Genomic DNA, 15,724 nt, shown 5'->3' with positions numbered 1-15,724 from the left:
GCTACCGTGCCGCCCTCGCCGGGGCGTCAAGTTATGAGGATGCTTTAATCAGCTTCTCAAGATTCTTGATGTCAGTTTTCACACCGCTGTTATCATCCAGTTGCAGCGCCGTTTTCAGGTTTGCCAGCGCGAGAACGTTGTCGCCGTCCTGACGCAGGGCATAACCGACAAATTTATGCAGACGGGCGCAAACCATATCCGGCATATCCTGACCGGTGAGAATTTGTTGGGCGCGCAATAGCTGCGTGGTATCCAGTGGCTTTTTATCGGTCAAGGTACGCTGGGCAATGGCGGCGACTTCCTCGGCAATCAGGCATGTGGTGGTGCGCTTAAAGCTGTCTGGCGTGACCAAATCATGCTTAATGGCGTACTCCGCAATATCCAAACCGCGAGGGATGTCGCCCACATCCAAATGCCAAATCAACATGCGCATAAGAATGTCGTCCTGCTCACCGCTCCCTTTCGCCAGTACGCCCGCCACCCACGGCTGATAAGTCGGTAACATGCCTTGCTTGACCTCGGCCTTGCGGGCTATCGACTCAATACGGCCCAATTGGGCCATATCCTGTTGCAGCTTGAACAACAACAGTTCGTAGTTACTGGCGTGGCTCAGTGTGGCCGCCTCACTCAGTGAGTCCGAGTGTTGAGCCGCCACAAACAGCCGGTGACGGCGAACGGGGTTGCTCATAATGGATTAACCTTCTGCTGGGACGGAAAAATCACCGAATTCAATGTTTTCAATCAGTGCCACACAGCCAAAATCTTCAACCACGTAGGCTTCGTTGACGGATTCGAAGTTTTCAATGCGATCCCGCTTTGGATTGTCGATGATTGAGCGGCGGCGAGTGCCGTCTTGCCAGTAGATAGACAGGTTATCTAGGCGAGTGATCAAGATGGCATTTGCTGGGAAAGAAGGTGCGCGCACAGCGGGCTGACCGCCAACACGTTTCTGGCTGATAATTAAATCGGCCGCTAATGCTTCGGTGTTCGGCTGTTCTTTATTGACGATCGGGAAGTATTTATCTGCCAGTAACTGACGGCCCACAATGGCGACCAGTTCGGTATCCTCTTGGAACCACGGTTGGATCATCTCATCAGTGGCCGCCATCACCAGCGCATCCAGATTATGGAAGTCGCCGCCTTTGCCGATGCGGATTTTTGGCGAAATCACGTTACCTTGCTCATCAACCACTTTATCCATCACCTGACCTGGCGCATTGTCGCGAATGCTTTGCAGCCATCCGATATTGACGTCTTGCAAGAGCATATTGACAGTGTGATCGGAGGTTTTCGCCCGATGCGTACCGTTAAAGCCGATCATGATGCGATCGAGTGCCTGACGCTTCACAATGGCATCACGGATGCGTGTTTGAAAATCAGGGAACTTAGACCACATGTCCAACTTAGGATAAGGCAATGCCGTGTCAAAGTTGGTTTGGGTGCAATTGTAGCGAGTACCATCTAAGCCGCTCGGATCAGAGGCTTCGCGTTCTTTCAGGCTGGTATCGGTGGTGCTGGCAATCGGGCGTTCGATACCCAAACCGACCTTTTCACCCTCTTTCTCATCCACCGGATAAATATTGATTTTTGACAGAAAAACGCTGCTTTCCTGTTGTTTGGTTTCCAGTTTTTGCGCAATTGATGGCTCAACGGTAAATTTCGCGCTGATATCCTCTTTGCTGTCCAAATTATTTAATCGGGCAACTTGCTGTAAAAACTGGTTGTACTGAAATCGGGTTGTTTTTTTCATGTGAAATTAAATCCTTAACGTGCAAACGGAATGACTTAGCAATCAGTCAGAATGGCGTTGTCGTTGCCGGTTGATATTTCGCGCTGGGAGAAGTCGCTATCTGTTTTGCTGAGCGTGGTTTTTAACGTGGCAAGCTCTTGATTTGTCGCATCGCTGGCCGCTTTTAGCGCGGCAAATTGCTGTTCCAATGCAGTCAAGGCGCTAAACTTCCCCTCAACTTGCTGCGCGACAAATTCAACCGCCTGATGCACATCATTAAACCGCGCATCATCACCGGTCTGTTTTTTGGTAAATAGGGTTTTGATAGTGGTTAGCAGATTGATTTTAGGTTCCTGCTCCACTTCAAACTCAATCAGCGTTTCTTCTGCGGCGGTAAATAAATTCTCAGGGGCTTGCTTGCGGGAGGCGAGCGGATTCGCTGAGGCTGTGGCGCTGAAACTCAACATTTCAGTCCCCAAACTGGCTGGATCATCGGTGACAGCTAGGCCGACCAAGTAAGCACTTTCCGTGTCTGCAAACTTAGTGTTCACCTCCATTGAGGTGTAAACCTTTTGGCGTTTTTTCACCATTTCGACTAAATCGTCTGTTGGGTTGATATCGGCATACAGCGCCATTTTTCCTGACAGTGGCCCCTCTTTGATTTCTTCGGCGCTCAGTGCGGCAACATCGCCATAGCGTTTAAATGTGCTGTCCGGATGATAGCCTTTGATGTGCTCCATATTGATACGAGCACCGTATACCGTGGTGTTGTAGTTGGCTGCCATTTGCGTTAGCCATTCGCGCGTGATGGCGCGGCCGTCAGTCGTTGCGCCCTCTACGCCAATGCGGAATTTTTTTGCTTTTACGGTCATGCGTGATGCTCCGGTCTGATTCGATACAGTAGTGGCCTATGTTGGCGACCAGTGACCAGCGGAACAATCAGGCGCTCTTGTGTCATGGCTGGCACAAGGCGTAATACGGGATGGGGGAGGTGCAGATAGGTAGCCTTGCTGCAATTGAGCAATAAAGCAGGCTATTTCACATGGAAAGCGTTTCTATCAATGCCGATTTAGATCCCCGCCGTCAAGCCATGTATCTGTATTGGCAAGGGCTGCGTATCGCCCGAATTGCGGAAATGATCGGCGAGAAAGCCGTCACGGTACACAGTTGGAAGCGCCGCGACAAGTGGGACGCTTACGGGCCATTGGATCAGATGCAACTGACCACGGCAGCGGAATATTGCCGCCTGATAATGAAGCCTGTCAAGGAAGCTAAAGACTACAAAGAGATTGATTTGCTTGGTCGACAGGCTGAACGTCATGCCCGCATTGGTAAATACAATGATGGCGGCAATGAGGCCGATCTCAATCCTAATATTGAGAAGCGCAACAGCGGAACGCGCAAGGCTGCGCAGAAAAATGTATTCAGTGAGGCGCAGATTGCCAAGCTGAAAGATATTTTCAATGAATCCATGTTCGACTATCAACGTAACTGGTATGAAGTCGGTTTATCGCCTGATTTTCGTATCCGTAACTTTTTAAAATCTCGCCAAGTTGGCGCAACCTATTTCTTTTCTTGGGAAGCCCTGCTGGATGCGCTCGACACAGGGCGCAATCAGATGTTTGTTTCGGCCTCAAAAGCACAGGCGCACCAGTTTAAAAACTATATTGTCGCGGCTGCGCGCCTTGTTGACGTTGATTTGCGCGGTGAGGTGATTATTTTACCCAATGGCGCGGAAATGCACTTTCTCGGCACGAATGCCAGTACCGCGCAGGGCCGCCCCGGCAATCTTTATCTGGATGAATATTTTTGGATCCCCGGCTTTCAGAAGTTGCGCCGCGCCGCGTCCGGCATGGCCTCACAAAAAAGATACCGCTCCACCTATTTTTCTACGCCGTCCAGTACCTCACATGAAGCTTATCCGTTTTGGGCTGGCACCTTGTTCAACAAGGGAAAAGCCAAAGATAAGCGCATTGAAATTGATGTCAGCTACCCCCGGCTGGCCGCTGGCCGGTTGTGTGAGGACAAGCAGTACCGCCAGATTGTCACCATTGAGGATGCACTAAAAGGCGGCTGTGACCTGTTTGACATTGATGAATTACGCAATGAAAACAGTGATGAAGATTTTGAAAACCTGTTTATGTGCGGCTTTATTGACGATAACGCTTCCACGTTCAAATTGGCCGAAATGCAGCGCTGTATGGTCGATAGCTGGGAAAAATGGACAGACGTCAAACTATTGGCACTGCGCCCCTTCGGTGATCGTCCTGTGTGGATTGGCTACGACCCCGCCAGCACCGGCGATAGTGCCGGTTGTGCCGTCATTGCGCCGCCAGTGGTGGCGGGCGGTAAATTCAGGGTATTGGAGCGCCACCAGTGGAAAGGCATGGATTTTGCCGATCAAGCCAGCAATATCAAAAAAATCACCGAGCGCTATAACGTCACTTACATCGGTATTGACGATACCGGTCTGGGCCGCTCTGTGACGCAGCTAGTGCGGCAATTCTTCCCGGCGGTGAACGCCATTCACTACAGCTTAGAAATGAAAGCCGACCTGATTTATAAGGCAAAAAATATCATTCAAGGCGGCCGCTTGGAGTTTGACGCGGGCTGCATTGATATCGCCACCGCGTTTATGTCTATCCGTAAAACCATGACCGCCAGCGGCCGCAACGCCACCTTTGTGACTGACCGTTCCAAAGACGTCAGTCACGGTGATGTGGCGTGGGCCATTATGCACGCCTTATTCCATGAGCCTCTTGAGGGCATTAACAGCAATAACACCAGTGTGATGGAGATCTATTAATGAAACACGCCATTTCGGATAAAACCAGTACCGAACACCTTAAATACTGGATGCGTAGATGGGCCTTTAATCATCAGCGTGAGTGGTATAAAGCTGGTATTGATAATCGCACCCGGAATATAACCAAAACCCGACAGGCCGGTGCAGATATATTCTTTGCTCTTGAGGGACTAATTGATGCTCTTGAGACCGGACGCGACCAAATCTATTTCAACGCAGGAGATGACGCGGATAGTGCGGCGCAGCAATACACCCTTAACTGGATGAAAATTGGTCATGTTGCTGATTTTGATACTGTCGGAGGCAAAGTTAATAAATTGAATGCTATTCGTTTGGATAACGGCGCGCAGATCAGCTTTCTGAATGAAGAATCACTTGCTGCGGGATATTCCGGCAATGTTTATGTGAGTGAATACGCTTGGGCGAATAATCCAGACAGATTATTAAAAGTGGCCGATGGTATATCCATGCATAAGCGCCACCGCCGCACGTTCTATACGACGCCATCACCTAGCGTCGCTGCGTTTACATTTTGGCAGCAAGCCCTAGAGAATGATCGCCAATGGTGCCAAATTATCACCATTGAAGACATCGCCGGTAATGGATGCTTATACAGCCCGGAAGATATTGTCAGCCTTAAGGGGGGGGTGAGCGAACTCGAATTTGCCATGCTTTACATGTGCCAATGGCCAAGGCAGGCAGTCAATCAAGGGGCTGCACTATGAGTCGTAAGCAGCGCAATAAACGCAATACTGCGGCAATGGCAAAAAATAGCGCACCACAAGCCGAAGCGTTTACTTTTGACGACCCGATCCCGATGATGGACAGGCGCGATATTCTGGATTATCTGGAATGCGCAGTGATGGATCGCTGGTATGAGCCGCCGGTATCATTCAACGGCCTGGCTAAATCCTTTCGTGCGGCAGTGCATCACAGCTCGCCTATCTACATGAAACGTAATGTACTGGTTAGCCTGTTTGAGCCGCATCGGCTGCTATCAAAGCAGGATTTTAGCCGTTATGCGCTGGATTTCTTAGTATTCGCCAACTCATTTTTAGAGGCTCGCTATAATCGGTTGGGGGGATTGATGAAGCTAGTGCCTAGTCCGGCCAAATATACCCGCCGAGGGGTGGAAACAAATACATATTGGTATGTCTCATCCTACGCTAACCCGCACCCGTTTGAAGCTAACAGCATATTTCATTTGTTAGACCCGGATATTAATCAGGAGATCTACGGCGTTCCTGAATATCTCGCCTCGCTAAACTCAACTTGGCTTAATGAGGCCGCAACGCTATTCCGCCGTAAATACTATCTGAATGGTAGTCACGCCGGATTTATTCTGTATATGAATGATGCCGCCCATAAACAGGAGGATATCGACGCCTTACGCAAGGCATTGAAAGAGTCCAAAGGGCCGGGCAATTTCCGCAATTTGTTTATGTATGCCCCAGCGGGTAAAAAGGACGGCATACAAGTGATCCCGCTGGCAGAAGTGGCCGCCAAGGATGAATTTATGAATATTAAGAATGTCACCCGAGACGACCAGTTAGCCATGCAGCGAGTACCTCCCCAATTGATGGGGATTTTGCCGAATAATACCGGCGGTTTTGGTGATGTGGAAAAAGCCGCTCGGGTATTTGCCATCAACGAATTAGCCCCCCTGCAAGAGCGACTAATGGAATTAAATGATTGGGTGGGGGAGGAAGTGATCAGATTTAAGCCCTATGAGTTACTCGCCAAGCAAGAATAAATCTAATTTATGCATACGCTAACCGCCTTTTAGGCGGTTTTTTGCATTTATATGCACATGAAAAAAACAACGTACCGCTTTTTAGTCTTGGCACTGATAATTGTGTCAGTCACAGCGAATAAAAATTAATGCGTTGTGACATGTCACAAACCTCTTGATTTTATTTCTGTGCCATGTCACGATCTTAAAAGAGCAAGCCGCAACGGCCACCGCAAAAATTAGTGATAATTGCTCAAATTGTTGAGTAAACTGACCACCATAACCCTGCAAGTTCATACCGCAACAATCCGCATGATTCCATTCACTCCCTAATCACTGTCTAGACCGCGCCAATACTGGGTTTCCAACCCCTTCCTAAGTGCATAAAAAGTGACTATTTAGTCACTGCAAAGCGCAGGCGGGGGGGCTCGCGCGGCGGGGTGCTGTCGGTGGCGTCATATATCCTCATATGTGGCATAAATCGCCCTGTATGCGCGTGTGCTTGCCCCTGCCTTTTCGGCATAAAATACGCATCATCGGAGGTGTAATAAAAAAGCGCCTCTCTGTGTGGCATAGAGGCGCTTTTGTGTGGGGTGATCTTGAGGGTAAATTGAGTGATATTTTTATTTTATTCAAACTAACGCATATCTATTCATTTTTATATCTTATTCAATATTGCCATGGTACACTATCAGCACCCGCGCTATAGGGTGTCTAACATCAGTTTCTTATACCCCTGCGTCTGCCAGCATTCCGCATCACCTTGTAAACAGCAACCGGCTTTATCGCCCGGCAATGTGTCACCGCATCGCTTGCAACTGCTTTTTTTCAACTCATCAAGCTGCTTGTGTAGCAATTTATTATCTTGGCGAAGCAAGCCGATCAAATACTCAGCCCGCTCATAAGGCCCGCGAGCAATGCGGCGTTGTTCACACCCTTCCATAAGCATTGCGAGTTCTGCGGAGTCAATACGTAAAGTCAGTTCGGTAATGCCTAATTCTTTATCGCGCTGGCGTTGGGCGCGTTTACGCTCGCTTGCTGTAGTCATGTTAATTACCATCCCGTCCTGTGTTGGCATAAAGTTTGGTGTCATAAGGGATTGCGCTAAGGTCAACCAGCACTTTAATTTCCCGCTCACCAAATGATTCAAGATCACCAAATTTTGATACAACCTCTGCAATCGGCCGGTGTAGATTTTTGTTTATAGCTTCCAGTTTTTCACGCAGTAATAGCAATTCAGCGTTTCTTTCCATGAGAGCATGAGCCATTTGATTGATGAGATGGCCATCAGGCCAAAATTGAGTTAGCCTGACTAAATGCTGCTCATCGCTTATCAACGTATTTATCTGTAATTTCTGCTTTTCACTCAGCATCTGCATTCCCCTCTAAAATTTAATCCGCATGAATCGATTGGTATTTATGCGACCCAAGCCAATGATTTCTATTTTTGAGGTGAAATGCTTATAGCTTTTTTCGTCCTCTTTGAATGTTTTCAGGGCTGCTATCCGGTGAAGCAATTCGATTCTTGCAAAAACATCTACAGTTCTATTCTCATGAAATTTTAGGCGTTCATTTTTAAAGTCTCTAAAGACTAATTGCACTGCGAGATAGCTATAGGCGAAGCAATCAGCCCTAACAGCTATCATTTCAACTCTGCGGCGTTCCATTTCTTCATCAAATAAAACCTGAATGTCTGCTTTGATCATTTCATTCTCCTAATAGAAACAGGGTTATTTTTTATATCCCTGACCCTTTTCCGCCAGCCCACGAATTGCCGGACGAGCCAATACAATGCCCTGACAGGCGTGGATTGCCCGGCAGAACTCATCACGTTCACAGGGATGCTCAATCGGAAGCTGTAAATATTGATTCCATGCATCGCCAAGCATTTGAGCAACTCGCTGTTCATCGGCTGACAATGTGCAAATGGTGTCGGTGTAATTAATACCTTTTCGAAAAGTCATAACTATTTACCTGTCGCCTGATGGGTTTCAAGAAGTGCACTTAAGATGGCAAGCCTTTCATTCGCTGATAAGCTGCTGTAATTACTGGCCCAACGCAGAGCCTTGCGCTTGATTCGCTGCCGGTCGATATAATCTCTACCAGCAAAAGTGGCGCTGTAGGCAGTCTCGGCCGGATAGCTCATCCATAATTGCTCTGTACGTGGGCCGCCGCGCGTCATGACCTGAAACTGAATTGAGCGCCAATCGCCCAATAATTCATCATATAAATCTGATGGGTAGCCGGAAATCATGACGTAGGCGGGGATATCGCGCAGGGCCGCAATCAAGCGCCGATGGTCGTCAATGGTGTATTCATGTTTGTAGCGGGCTTGGCTGGTGCGCGTTTCCAGTAGGTATGGGGGATCCGCATAAATCAGGACGCGACCGGCGCGGGAAAAGTCGAATTTTTCAAGATAATCGACAGCATCCTCATTGAGCACACTGACAGATGGCAGATCATGATTGAAAACAAAACTTTTCACGGTGTCTGCGTCAATATCTATTCCGATACTGTGTTCGGCAGGCGGTTTTTTTAGCATCACAGCGCCACCGCCTAAATGCGTTTCGATATAGGTATCATGGGGCGGCATCTGGCTGATAATTGCCTGATATGCCCCGCTTGCTGCCTTACTGCCTAAATATCCCATTTTTGATCTCCATCGTTAAAAGTATCTGTGCTGCAGCTGATTTTTACATCTGACACAGACGTGTTTGTCTGTGTTTGCCGGTACAAAATCGCGTTGGCCAGTACAGACAAATCCAACTGTGTTAATGGTATTCGGTACCGCACAGACACTTATGACTGTGCTCGATACGCTTCTCGTAATTTTGCTACTCGGTTCATGATGTTAAATTCCCTTTGGACGGTGGTTGGTTGGCGCTGGAATTGATACAGACAGCCATCCCCTCTTGCCCGCCAGTTCTGGCCGCCGATGGTCAACGTTGCGCCGCAAGCGAGTGATTGCGCCTGCTGTTCGCTGATGGAAAGCCCGATTGAATCCGCAAAATCGCGGATTTTTGTTGTCACGGGTGCCAGTTGTGCAGTTTTTTCTTGCCGCTGGGCGGCCTTTTCGGCTGATACCTGGCGTGATGATTCCTCGGCTGGTGTCAATGAGTTGGTTTTAATGACTATCGGCCGCTCATTTTTCACCCTTCGGAGTAAGGCCCGACGTTCTGCGTCGGTGATCGTGACGAAATCAATGATTTTTTCTTCTGATATTCTGTCTATAGTCTCGTCCGGTTCGCTTGTTTTTTGCTCTACCGGAGAGTTATTGACAGAACTCCAAGGCTCGGCGGGGCCGAGCTGAAAAGCATCAACCCCCACGGCAACGGCGGTCTTTACCTTTTGGCGGGCAACAATTTTCCAAGTTTTTAGACGGGTACAGATACGCGACGCCTCGCCCAAAAGCGGGGAATAGATGCCGTAAATCTTCTCGGTGATTTCGCCGTAGGCGTTGGGCTGCTCGTTGTCCTGATAGGCAATGCGCACGGTGTATTGTTCGCGAGGAATAAGGACGCCGCCTTGTTTCATGATGTATGTAGCAAAGCAGCCAACATCGGCGGCGGCAGTGACTTCATCCATTGCGGGATCACGCAATAGCGGCTTGCCCCGCTGATAGGTGCCGGAAATCTTGAGGGTGGTAATAAGTTGATTACTTAGCTTGCGCAGCTCTCGCCAGACAGTCACCGGCGGGGTGCCTATTGGCTGGTATTGGCGGATTCGGTGGCGTGATGCCCAGGCCATAGCAAAGCGGGCCGTTTCTTTCATCGGCTTGCCGGTTTCATTGTCTAGCTCGCCATCCAGCGCGTAACCATCAATATTTTTACTGATGTATTTAGCAATATAGGCGGTAGCGCTGCCTTTCTTCGGATCCAGCCGTTTAGCGGTAAATCGGGCGGCGGTGCGCTTACCCAATTCGGCACGATCCTCTTTTACAGCGTAGGCGCGCATAATCTCAGTAATAGCGTGGCGTTCTTGCGGTTTCATGAACAACAGTAAGTGCCAGTGCGGTGTACCGTCATGATGCGGCTCGGCAACACGAAAACCATAAACGCGCAGGTTTTCACGGCCCAGCTTGGATCCGATATTGGCCCATAGCTTTGTCAGATAGGCTTGCGCCTGTGGTGGCGTGGTGTGGTTCCATTTTGGGTTAGCGTGGCCGCTTTGGTTGTTGGCGTGATATTTGGATGGGCAAGTGATGGTGTAGAACACCCCCACATCCTCACGCGACTGTGCGACCAGTTCGATCCCTTTCATGCGCGCCATTAACTCATGGCGGCGAATAGTTGGATTGCTGATACTGGCATCCACCATTGCCTCTAAAGAAACAGTGTTGCCCTCATTATCAACCAATTCATGCCGCTTGAAGAATTCACGGTTTCGGCGTTTTTGCTCTATCCAGTCGGCCAGTGCTTCTTTACTGACATAAGGTGCGGCGCGTTTATGGATCAAGCCTGCTGCGCGTAACTGGCTTTCTCGCCAGTCATTACGCAGTCGCCATAATTTACGCTCCCACCAATCGGGATTAATCAATCGGGCAATAGCGGAATAATAGATTGTGCGATCGACGGGCTCAACAGGCTGGCCGGGCTTCGGCCCCAATTCACGCCAGTGCGACGGCCTGACACGCAATGACCACACTTCAAGCGCAATATTGCGATAAATGGTCAATAACTCGGCATCAGATAAAATGCGGGTTTCGTCTGTAGGTGTTGATACCTCAGTGCAAAACATTTCATTAATGCGACCAGCGACAACATTCGCCAGCGACTTAACCCGGCGTTTGCTCAGCTCTGCAAGATGGCTATAGATACCCTGTAAATAAGCCATTAACTCAGAAATATGGCCCTTGCTCACGCCCTGATATTCACGCACGGCATCCAGACGTAACAATGCATTCTTGCCGGTGCCGGTTAAGAATGCATTGGTATGTTTATCGCCATGGTTTTCACGCAACCATCGAATTTTGTTTTGAAAATGTGACCTAATAAAAATAGGCTGCTGATCAATGCGCCCCTCTATACCTTGCGGTGAATCCGCCCATTGTTGCTTATCACGCAAATAGATTTGACGCTCAAGCTCGGCGCGTTCCTTGCGCATCTTAAGTAATGTTTTATTTGGCTCTCGTAGTTCGGTGTAGCCCAGCGCATTTAGGCGCTTCACATAGCGAATAACCAGCGGATGAGATTTTAGTTTCCGCGCAACGGCGACGGGCGCTAAAAACTCATAACCACCGATGGCGGCGATGTGTCTGGTGTTCCACCAATAAGTGGCAGCACTTGGCGATTCGCCGCTCACGCTTGTCGCCTCAATGCCTGAATGATTTCTTTCATGGCGACCGGTGGAACAGCGTTACCGGCCATGTGCACTGTTAGCTTGTGGGTTCGCGGCCTGATGTAATGTGCAGGAAATGACATTGCGGCCATATTCTCATCGGCATTGATCATCCGCATTTTGTTACCATCAATAATCGCCCAGCGGTCGCGGGTGGTGATTGTGCCGATAGGGCGATCAAGAGAGCGGCCGATTTTGGTGTTGCCGTAGTAAGAAATCAGGAAGCGCTCACCGAAAGCCAAACGGCCATTGTGAACACGTTCCAGAGTTGCAAGTGCGCGCCCTGGCTTATCAATCTCTTGCCAGCGCCCGATATTGAAATCAATAAATGACGTTGCCGGGATATGTGGCAGTTTTGGCAAGCTCAGGCTTAATGGGCTTTTACTGCGGGTGCAGATAATGAAAGTGCGCACCCTGTTTTGTGGTACACCCAAATCAGCACAATTAACAATATGCGGTGCCAGTGAATAGCCCAGCGCTTGCATGGCGGCTTCCCACGCGGGGTATAACTGCCACTTCAAAAACTCAGGGACATTTTCGACAATAATAAATTGTGGATTATGGAACTCGGCCACCGAAACAACCGCCCATGCAGTGGAACGGCTCGCATCATGCTGGGGATTACCTGATTTTTTACCTCTGGATTTACTGTGCCCCTGACAGCAGGGGGAGGCCATAATCAAATCATGATCTGGAACCTGCGCCCAATCAGCCTGGTGCAAATCCTGGCAGGCATGAATGGTTAAAGGGTGATTTTCCGCGTGTGTATTAACAGCTTCCTGCCAGTGGTTTGCGGCCCATACAACCTGCACACCGGCCATTGTTGCGCCAGCGGATGAACCGCCAATGCCTGCAAACAGATCAATGGCTTTCATATCAAACCCTCAACGTTATGGACGTCTGTTATTTCAAACATCACTGTTGAATCTGGCCCGCCAGCGGGATCAAATCCAGCCCACAAGCGAGGGGGCATAACCGCGATAATCTCATTCACTGCCTTGCGTCCATCGGCTTTGCAACTGGCAGAGCGTGGGGCGGTAATGCTGTGAATATCAAAACTTTCGTAAAGATACCGGCCGTGTGGGGTATCGCTATTCGATGCAATAACGTGACAACCTTGACCCGCCGTGATCGTGAGTATTTCAGATAGCCAAAATTGCTCATTAGAACTAAAGCCGCTGGTGTGATAACTGGTGAAATCTGCGGTCGCAGAGGTTGGGATGTAAGGCGGATCGCAATAAACCACGTCGCCCGGCCTAGTCATTGTTAATGCTTCTGAAAAGTCACAGCATACAAACGTGGCTTTTTTGGCTTTTTCAGAAAAATAGCGAATCTCAGCTTCGGGGAAATATGGCGCTTTATATCTTCCGTAGGGAACGTTGAATTCCCCTTTTTGGTTATAACGGCAAATACCGCCATGGCAATGACGATTTAAATATAAGAACAGGGCTGCGCTGTATTGATTACTGTTTTCACTCTCACTGTATTCGCGCTCATTGAAATATTGACGATTTAAATAATAATCAGTTTCGCTGTTATCCAGCCTAAAAATCTCTTCTGCAAGAGTAATGACTGTTTCGCAATCCTTCTGTAGTTGCTGATAGAAATTAATTAAATCCCCGTTAATATCAGCAATGAGATATTCGTCATAATCAGTATTTAACATGACGGAGCAGGAACCCGCGAACGGCTCTATCAGACGTTTTCCGGCGGGTAGATGCTGGCGCAATATTGGCATGATGCGGCCTTTGGAACCGGCCCATTTTAGCGGTGAGAAGATACGCTTCATGATTTCACCCCCGCCATAGCACGGATAATACCCAGCGTTGTTTTACAGTCAGATAATGCACGGTGCGGCGTACCTTCAATAATAACGCCTTGTTGTTCGGCGGCATTAACCAGTTTTTGCCACTTAAATTTATTGCGCTTTTCATCCCACTGGCCGTAATACTCGGCATAATTGTGCATGGCGCATTCGGCGTTAAGCTCAAGCGAGCCAAAGCCACACCCGTTTATTCCCGCCGTTTGCAGAATTAACCGGACATCAAAATCAATATTGTAAATAACCAACGTTTTGGTATGGATAAGCGCCATGAGTTGCCAATGAATATCGCGCCATGTTGGTGCGGCAGCGACCATTTCATTTGTAATTCCATGAATGGCGGTTGCCTCGGCTGGAATGGAATTACGAGGCTTAATCAACGTATTGAGCAGCACTTTACCGCTGCAATCAATAATGCTGATTTCAATTATTTCAGCGTCATTGCCGAGGCCCGTCGTTTCTGTATCCAGAATAAGACAGTTATCTTTTAGCCATTTTTTGGCTCGGCGCTTTGCAATTAACTTGCAACATAACTTTCCGGCCTTATTAATGAGTCGGAAGAAAGAACAGATCAAAGGAGGGAGCGAATTATTAGTATTCAAAATGGGATACCTTCGTCAGAACCATCACGGTAACAATCTATAGAATCAATTCCCTCAAATGAGAGCATGACGTAGTTGGGTATAGCGAAATCACATGGAGTCACGTGCGTAACTTCAACTACAATACTCCGCCCTGAATATCCGGCGTTTAATTCCCACTCATTTAAAATTAAACAATCGCCGACAGAATAATCACGGTCATTCAGTCGAAATTCAGCTTTTTTATATCCGATGAATACGGCGTCGAAATGCTCCGGGATTATTTTTAATGCATGAAATGCTGGTACCCCCCGCATATCCAACGCTTCCCTGTAGGCTGATTCGGTTTTACTAATGGCTGAAATAACATTAATCACAGTCTGGTGTGCGTAATTAGTGGTGCAGCCTTTGCCGTGCGTTGTTGCTTCAATCGCCGCTACTATCGAATCCAAGTAGCCTGATACTTTCATTGCAGCACCGGAAACTATTTCCACCTGTTTTCTCAATGCATCTATAGTGACTGATTGTTTATTGATCGCGTGCTCTAGGTAGGCAAGATCAGCAAGGGCCTTATCTTTCTCCCCATGAGTAAGGCCATGCCCCGGACGTCTGTTGATAAAATTTCGTAAATATATAATTGCTGGAATGTCTGTATTTTCTTTTTGCTTTTCCATATCACATCACCTTATTTTAGATAAAAGGAGTCCCGGCGCAGTCAATACGCCAATACTTAATAGCTAGCTAAATGCTATTTATTTATAACAAGTCTTTTGGGATTGAATTTAAATCAACCCATAAATCCAACGCCGCTTTCCGTACTGCTTTTCTTTCGTGATATTCCAATTCCCTGAATTTTCTATCATGGCTGTCTTTCTTTATCCCGGCAGCATAATAAATAATGCCTTTGGTCTTACCCTTGCTTAATGATTCCAAGCGCCGCTCAAACTCTTCATCTGGATCCTTTTTAAACATTTCCTTTATGCGGTCTAAATGCCGCAAACCCACTTTTTGATTCCATTCCTGCATTGAAAGTGGCGATTCATCCGATTTTATTTGCTCCACTATTCACCTCTCGGCATGACAGTGACTGATCAGACAACACAGATTAAGGCGGGTTAGTGCGGTAAGGGTTTTGGAATATCACCGCCATTACACTGAGTAACCAATTGCTCTAATATTTGGGTGCTGTCCTGATCTCCAGATGCATGTGCAGCGCTTAACAGACCTTCCAGCCCAACACTCAGACGAAAGGCATAATCATTTAGCGAAAACATTCGCACCTCGTCAGCAATGGCGGATGCGGTGCGCAGGTTTTCGGCCTTGAAATGGTATTGCTGCAACAGGTCGTTAATCAATGTGGAATATGCTTGTTTCATTACCGCCCCTTAAATGCCTATTTATAAAAAATCTATCAGTCTGCTTTTCCGTCAAACTTTGTGCCGCAAAATGGACAATGCTTAATCACTATATAAACATCTGAATTGGTGATTCTTTGTTCATTGGTGCCGTCTTTTTTCTTTCGGTAATAACGGAAAATATAATTAAGAGAAACAGGGCAATAATCGCCACGGCTAAACGAAAGCATTTCACGATCAAAGCGTGACTCATCAACTTTGCCGATTGAATCAGCGTGTTTTTCCCGCAATGCAGAATCTGCTTTGGCGGCGACATCGTTAAAACAAGTACAGGCCATTTAATTCACCTTAAATAAATGTGA

19 protein-coding genes are annotated in these 15,724 nt (G+C 48.0%); 3 read left to right on the top strand and 16 right to left on the bottom strand.

Annotated features, from left to right (window positions below; genetic code table 11):
• Positions 1 to 31: 31 nt before the first annotated feature.
• The 3 genes from gpM to V1956_RS19355 are packed head-to-tail and all read right to left on the bottom strand — an operon-like array spanning position 32 to position 2,601.
• Entirely contained in the window at positions 32 to 688 is a 657-nt protein-coding gene (gene gpM / locus V1956_RS19365; protein WP_442825518.1) for a phage terminase small subunit, read from the bottom strand.
• 6 nt (positions 689 to 694) lie between these two features.
• Complete coding sequence (locus V1956_RS19360; protein ID WP_442825517.1) at positions 695 to 1,750, bottom strand: phage major capsid protein, P2 family; 1,056 nt, start codon at positions 1,748 to 1,750, stop codon at positions 695 to 697.
• A 35-nt stretch (positions 1,751 to 1,785) separates the two neighbouring features.
• Positions 1,786 to 2,601, bottom strand: a complete 816-nt coding sequence (locus V1956_RS19355; protein WP_442825516.1) for a GPO family capsid scaffolding protein — start codon at positions 2,599 to 2,601, stop codon at positions 1,786 to 1,788.
• A 170-nt stretch (positions 2,602 to 2,771) separates the two neighbouring features.
• On the opposite strand from V1956_RS19355, the gene V1956_RS19350 reads away from it, so the two are divergent.
• Genes V1956_RS19350 through V1956_RS19340 form a run of 3 tightly spaced genes read left to right on the top strand, consistent with a single transcriptional unit; the run spans position 2,772 to position 6,288 of the window.
• Positions 2,772 to 4,535, top strand: coding sequence for a terminase large subunit domain-containing protein (locus V1956_RS19350; protein WP_442825515.1), 1,764 nt, complete (start codon positions 2,772 to 2,774; stop codon positions 4,533 to 4,535).
• Positions 4,535 to 5,260, top strand: coding sequence for a terminase large subunit domain-containing protein (locus V1956_RS19345; RefSeq protein ID WP_442825514.1), 726 nt, complete (start codon positions 4,535 to 4,537; stop codon positions 5,258 to 5,260). Before V1956_RS19350 ends, V1956_RS19345 begins: the two co-directional genes overlap by 1 nt.
• On the top strand, positions 5,257 to 6,288 hold the full coding sequence (locus V1956_RS19340; protein ID WP_050879704.1) for a phage portal protein: 1,032 nt from the start codon (positions 5,257 to 5,259) through the stop codon (positions 6,286 to 6,288). The genes V1956_RS19345 and V1956_RS19340 overlap by 4 nt, the downstream gene beginning before the upstream one ends.
• Before the next feature lie 682 nt (positions 6,289 to 6,970).
• On the opposite strand, the gene V1956_RS19335 is transcribed toward V1956_RS19340, so the two are convergent.
• From V1956_RS19335 to V1956_RS19275, 13 genes are all read right to left on the bottom strand, one after another.
• Positions 6,971 to 7,315 (bottom strand): hypothetical protein, encoded by a 345-nt coding sequence (locus V1956_RS19335; RefSeq protein WP_442825513.1) that lies wholly within the window; start codon positions 7,313 to 7,315, stop codon positions 6,971 to 6,973.
• A 1-nt stretch (position 7,316) separates the two neighbouring features.
• Positions 7,317 to 7,640 carry a hypothetical protein gene (locus V1956_RS19330; RefSeq protein WP_050879702.1) on the bottom strand — a complete coding sequence of 108 codons (324 nt, stop codon included), beginning with the start codon at positions 7,638 to 7,640 and terminating at the stop codon, positions 7,317 to 7,319.
• 12 nt (positions 7,641 to 7,652) lie between these two features.
• The gene (locus V1956_RS19325; protein WP_050879701.1) at positions 7,653 to 7,973 is read right to left on the bottom strand and encodes a hypothetical protein; all 321 of its coding nucleotides are present in this window, start codon (positions 7,971 to 7,973) and stop codon (positions 7,653 to 7,655) included.
• A 24-nt stretch (positions 7,974 to 7,997) separates the two neighbouring features.
• Positions 7,998 to 8,231 (bottom strand): hypothetical protein, encoded by a 234-nt coding sequence (locus V1956_RS19320; protein WP_050879700.1) that lies wholly within the window; start codon positions 8,229 to 8,231, stop codon positions 7,998 to 8,000.
• Positions 8,232 to 8,233: 2 nt separating this feature from the next.
• A complete protein-coding gene (locus V1956_RS19315; protein ID WP_442825512.1) occupies positions 8,234 to 8,917 on the bottom strand; it encodes a DNA adenine methylase in 684 nt (227 codons plus the stop codon).
• 149 nt (positions 8,918 to 9,066) lie between these two features.
• Positions 9,067 to 11,568 (bottom strand): replication endonuclease, encoded by a 2,502-nt coding sequence (locus V1956_RS19310; RefSeq protein WP_442825511.1) that lies wholly within the window; start codon positions 11,566 to 11,568, stop codon positions 9,067 to 9,069.
• Positions 11,565 to 12,479 (bottom strand): DNA cytosine methyltransferase, encoded by a 915-nt coding sequence (locus V1956_RS19305; protein ID WP_442825510.1) that lies wholly within the window; start codon positions 12,477 to 12,479, stop codon positions 11,565 to 11,567. The genes V1956_RS19310 and V1956_RS19305 overlap by 4 nt, the downstream gene beginning before the upstream one ends.
• Positions 12,476 to 13,393, bottom strand: coding sequence for a DNA adenine methylase (locus tag V1956_RS19300; protein ID WP_442825509.1), 918 nt, complete (start codon positions 13,391 to 13,393; stop codon positions 12,476 to 12,478). The genes V1956_RS19305 and V1956_RS19300 overlap by 4 nt, the downstream gene beginning before the upstream one ends.
• Positions 13,390 to 13,977, bottom strand: coding sequence for a 3'-5' exonuclease (locus V1956_RS19295; RefSeq protein WP_442825831.1), 588 nt, complete (start codon positions 13,975 to 13,977; stop codon positions 13,390 to 13,392). Before V1956_RS19295 ends, V1956_RS19300 begins: the two co-directional genes overlap by 4 nt.
• A gap of 47 nt (positions 13,978 to 14,024) precedes the next feature.
• A complete protein-coding gene (locus V1956_RS19290; protein ID WP_442825508.1) occupies positions 14,025 to 14,681 on the bottom strand; it encodes a DUF3850 domain-containing protein in 657 nt (218 codons plus the stop codon).
• Positions 14,682 to 14,763: 82 nt separating this feature from the next.
• The gene (locus V1956_RS19285; protein WP_442825507.1) at positions 14,764 to 15,069 is read right to left on the bottom strand and encodes a hypothetical protein; all 306 of its coding nucleotides are present in this window, start codon (positions 15,067 to 15,069) and stop codon (positions 14,764 to 14,766) included.
• A 53-nt stretch (positions 15,070 to 15,122) separates the two neighbouring features.
• Positions 15,123 to 15,383, bottom strand: a complete 261-nt coding sequence (locus V1956_RS19280; protein WP_442825506.1) for a hypothetical protein — start codon at positions 15,381 to 15,383, stop codon at positions 15,123 to 15,125.
• Positions 15,384 to 15,418: 35 nt separating this feature from the next.
• Positions 15,419 to 15,700 carry a hypothetical protein gene (locus V1956_RS19275; protein WP_145588348.1) on the bottom strand — a complete coding sequence of 94 codons (282 nt, stop codon included), beginning with the start codon at positions 15,698 to 15,700 and terminating at the stop codon, positions 15,419 to 15,421.
• Positions 15,701 to 15,724: the final 24 nt, after the last annotated feature.

The organism is Yersinia sp. 2540 StPb PI (assembly GCF_052217165.1).
Lineage (GTDB): Bacteria > Pseudomonadota > Gammaproteobacteria > Enterobacterales > Enterobacteriaceae > Yersinia > Yersinia enterocolitica_E.
The sequence above is the reverse complement of the archived record's forward strand: the minus strand, read 5'-3'. Positions and strand labels throughout refer to the sequence as shown.

Bases quoted from the DNA above. Each gene is read 5' to 3' on its own strand.
- V1956_RS19340 (WP_050879704.1), top strand. From the start codon at position 5,257: ATGAGTCGTAAGCAGCGCAATAAACGCAATACTGCGGCAATGGCAAAA.
- V1956_RS19275 (WP_145588348.1), bottom strand. From the start codon at position 15,700: ATGGCCTGTACTTGTTTTAACGATGTCGCCGCCAAAGCAGATTCTGCA.
- V1956_RS19350 (WP_442825515.1), top strand. From the start codon at position 2,772: ATGGAAAGCGTTTCTATCAATGCCGATTTAGATCCCCGCCGTCAAGCC.
- V1956_RS19345 (WP_442825514.1), top strand. From the start codon at position 4,535: ATGAAACACGCCATTTCGGATAAAACCAGTACCGAACACCTTAAATAC.
- V1956_RS19280 (WP_442825506.1), bottom strand. From the start codon at position 15,383: ATGAAACAAGCATATTCCACATTGATTAACGACCTGTTGCAGCAATAC.
- V1956_RS19360 (WP_442825517.1), bottom strand. From the start codon at position 1,750: ATGAAAAAAACAACCCGATTTCAGTACAACCAGTTTTTACAGCAAGTT.
- V1956_RS19290 (WP_442825508.1), bottom strand. From the start codon at position 14,681: ATGGAAAAGCAAAAAGAAAATACAGACATTCCAGCAATTATATATTTA.
- V1956_RS19335 (WP_442825513.1), bottom strand. From the start codon at position 7,315: ATGACTACAGCAAGCGAGCGTAAACGCGCCCAACGCCAGCGCGATAAA.
- V1956_RS19355 (WP_442825516.1), bottom strand. From the start codon at position 2,601: ATGACCGTAAAAGCAAAAAAATTCCGCATTGGCGTAGAGGGCGCAACG.
- V1956_RS19330 (WP_050879702.1), bottom strand. From the start codon at position 7,640: ATGCTGAGTGAAAAGCAGAAATTACAGATAAATACGTTGATAAGCGAT.
- V1956_RS19300 (WP_442825509.1), bottom strand. From the start codon at position 13,393: ATGAAGCGTATCTTCTCACCGCTAAAATGGGCCGGTTCCAAAGGCCGC.
- gpM (WP_442825518.1), bottom strand. From the start codon at position 688: ATGAGCAACCCCGTTCGCCGTCACCGGCTGTTTGTGGCGGCTCAACAC.
- V1956_RS19320 (WP_050879700.1), bottom strand. From the start codon at position 8,231: ATGACTTTTCGAAAAGGTATTAATTACACCGACACCATTTGCACATTG.
- V1956_RS19315 (WP_442825512.1), bottom strand. From the start codon at position 8,917: ATGGGATATTTAGGCAGTAAGGCAGCAAGCGGGGCATATCAGGCAATT.
- V1956_RS19305 (WP_442825510.1), bottom strand. From the start codon at position 12,479: ATGAAAGCCATTGATCTGTTTGCAGGCATTGGCGGTTCATCCGCTGGC.
- V1956_RS19325 (WP_050879701.1), bottom strand. From the start codon at position 7,973: ATGATCAAAGCAGACATTCAGGTTTTATTTGATGAAGAAATGGAACGC.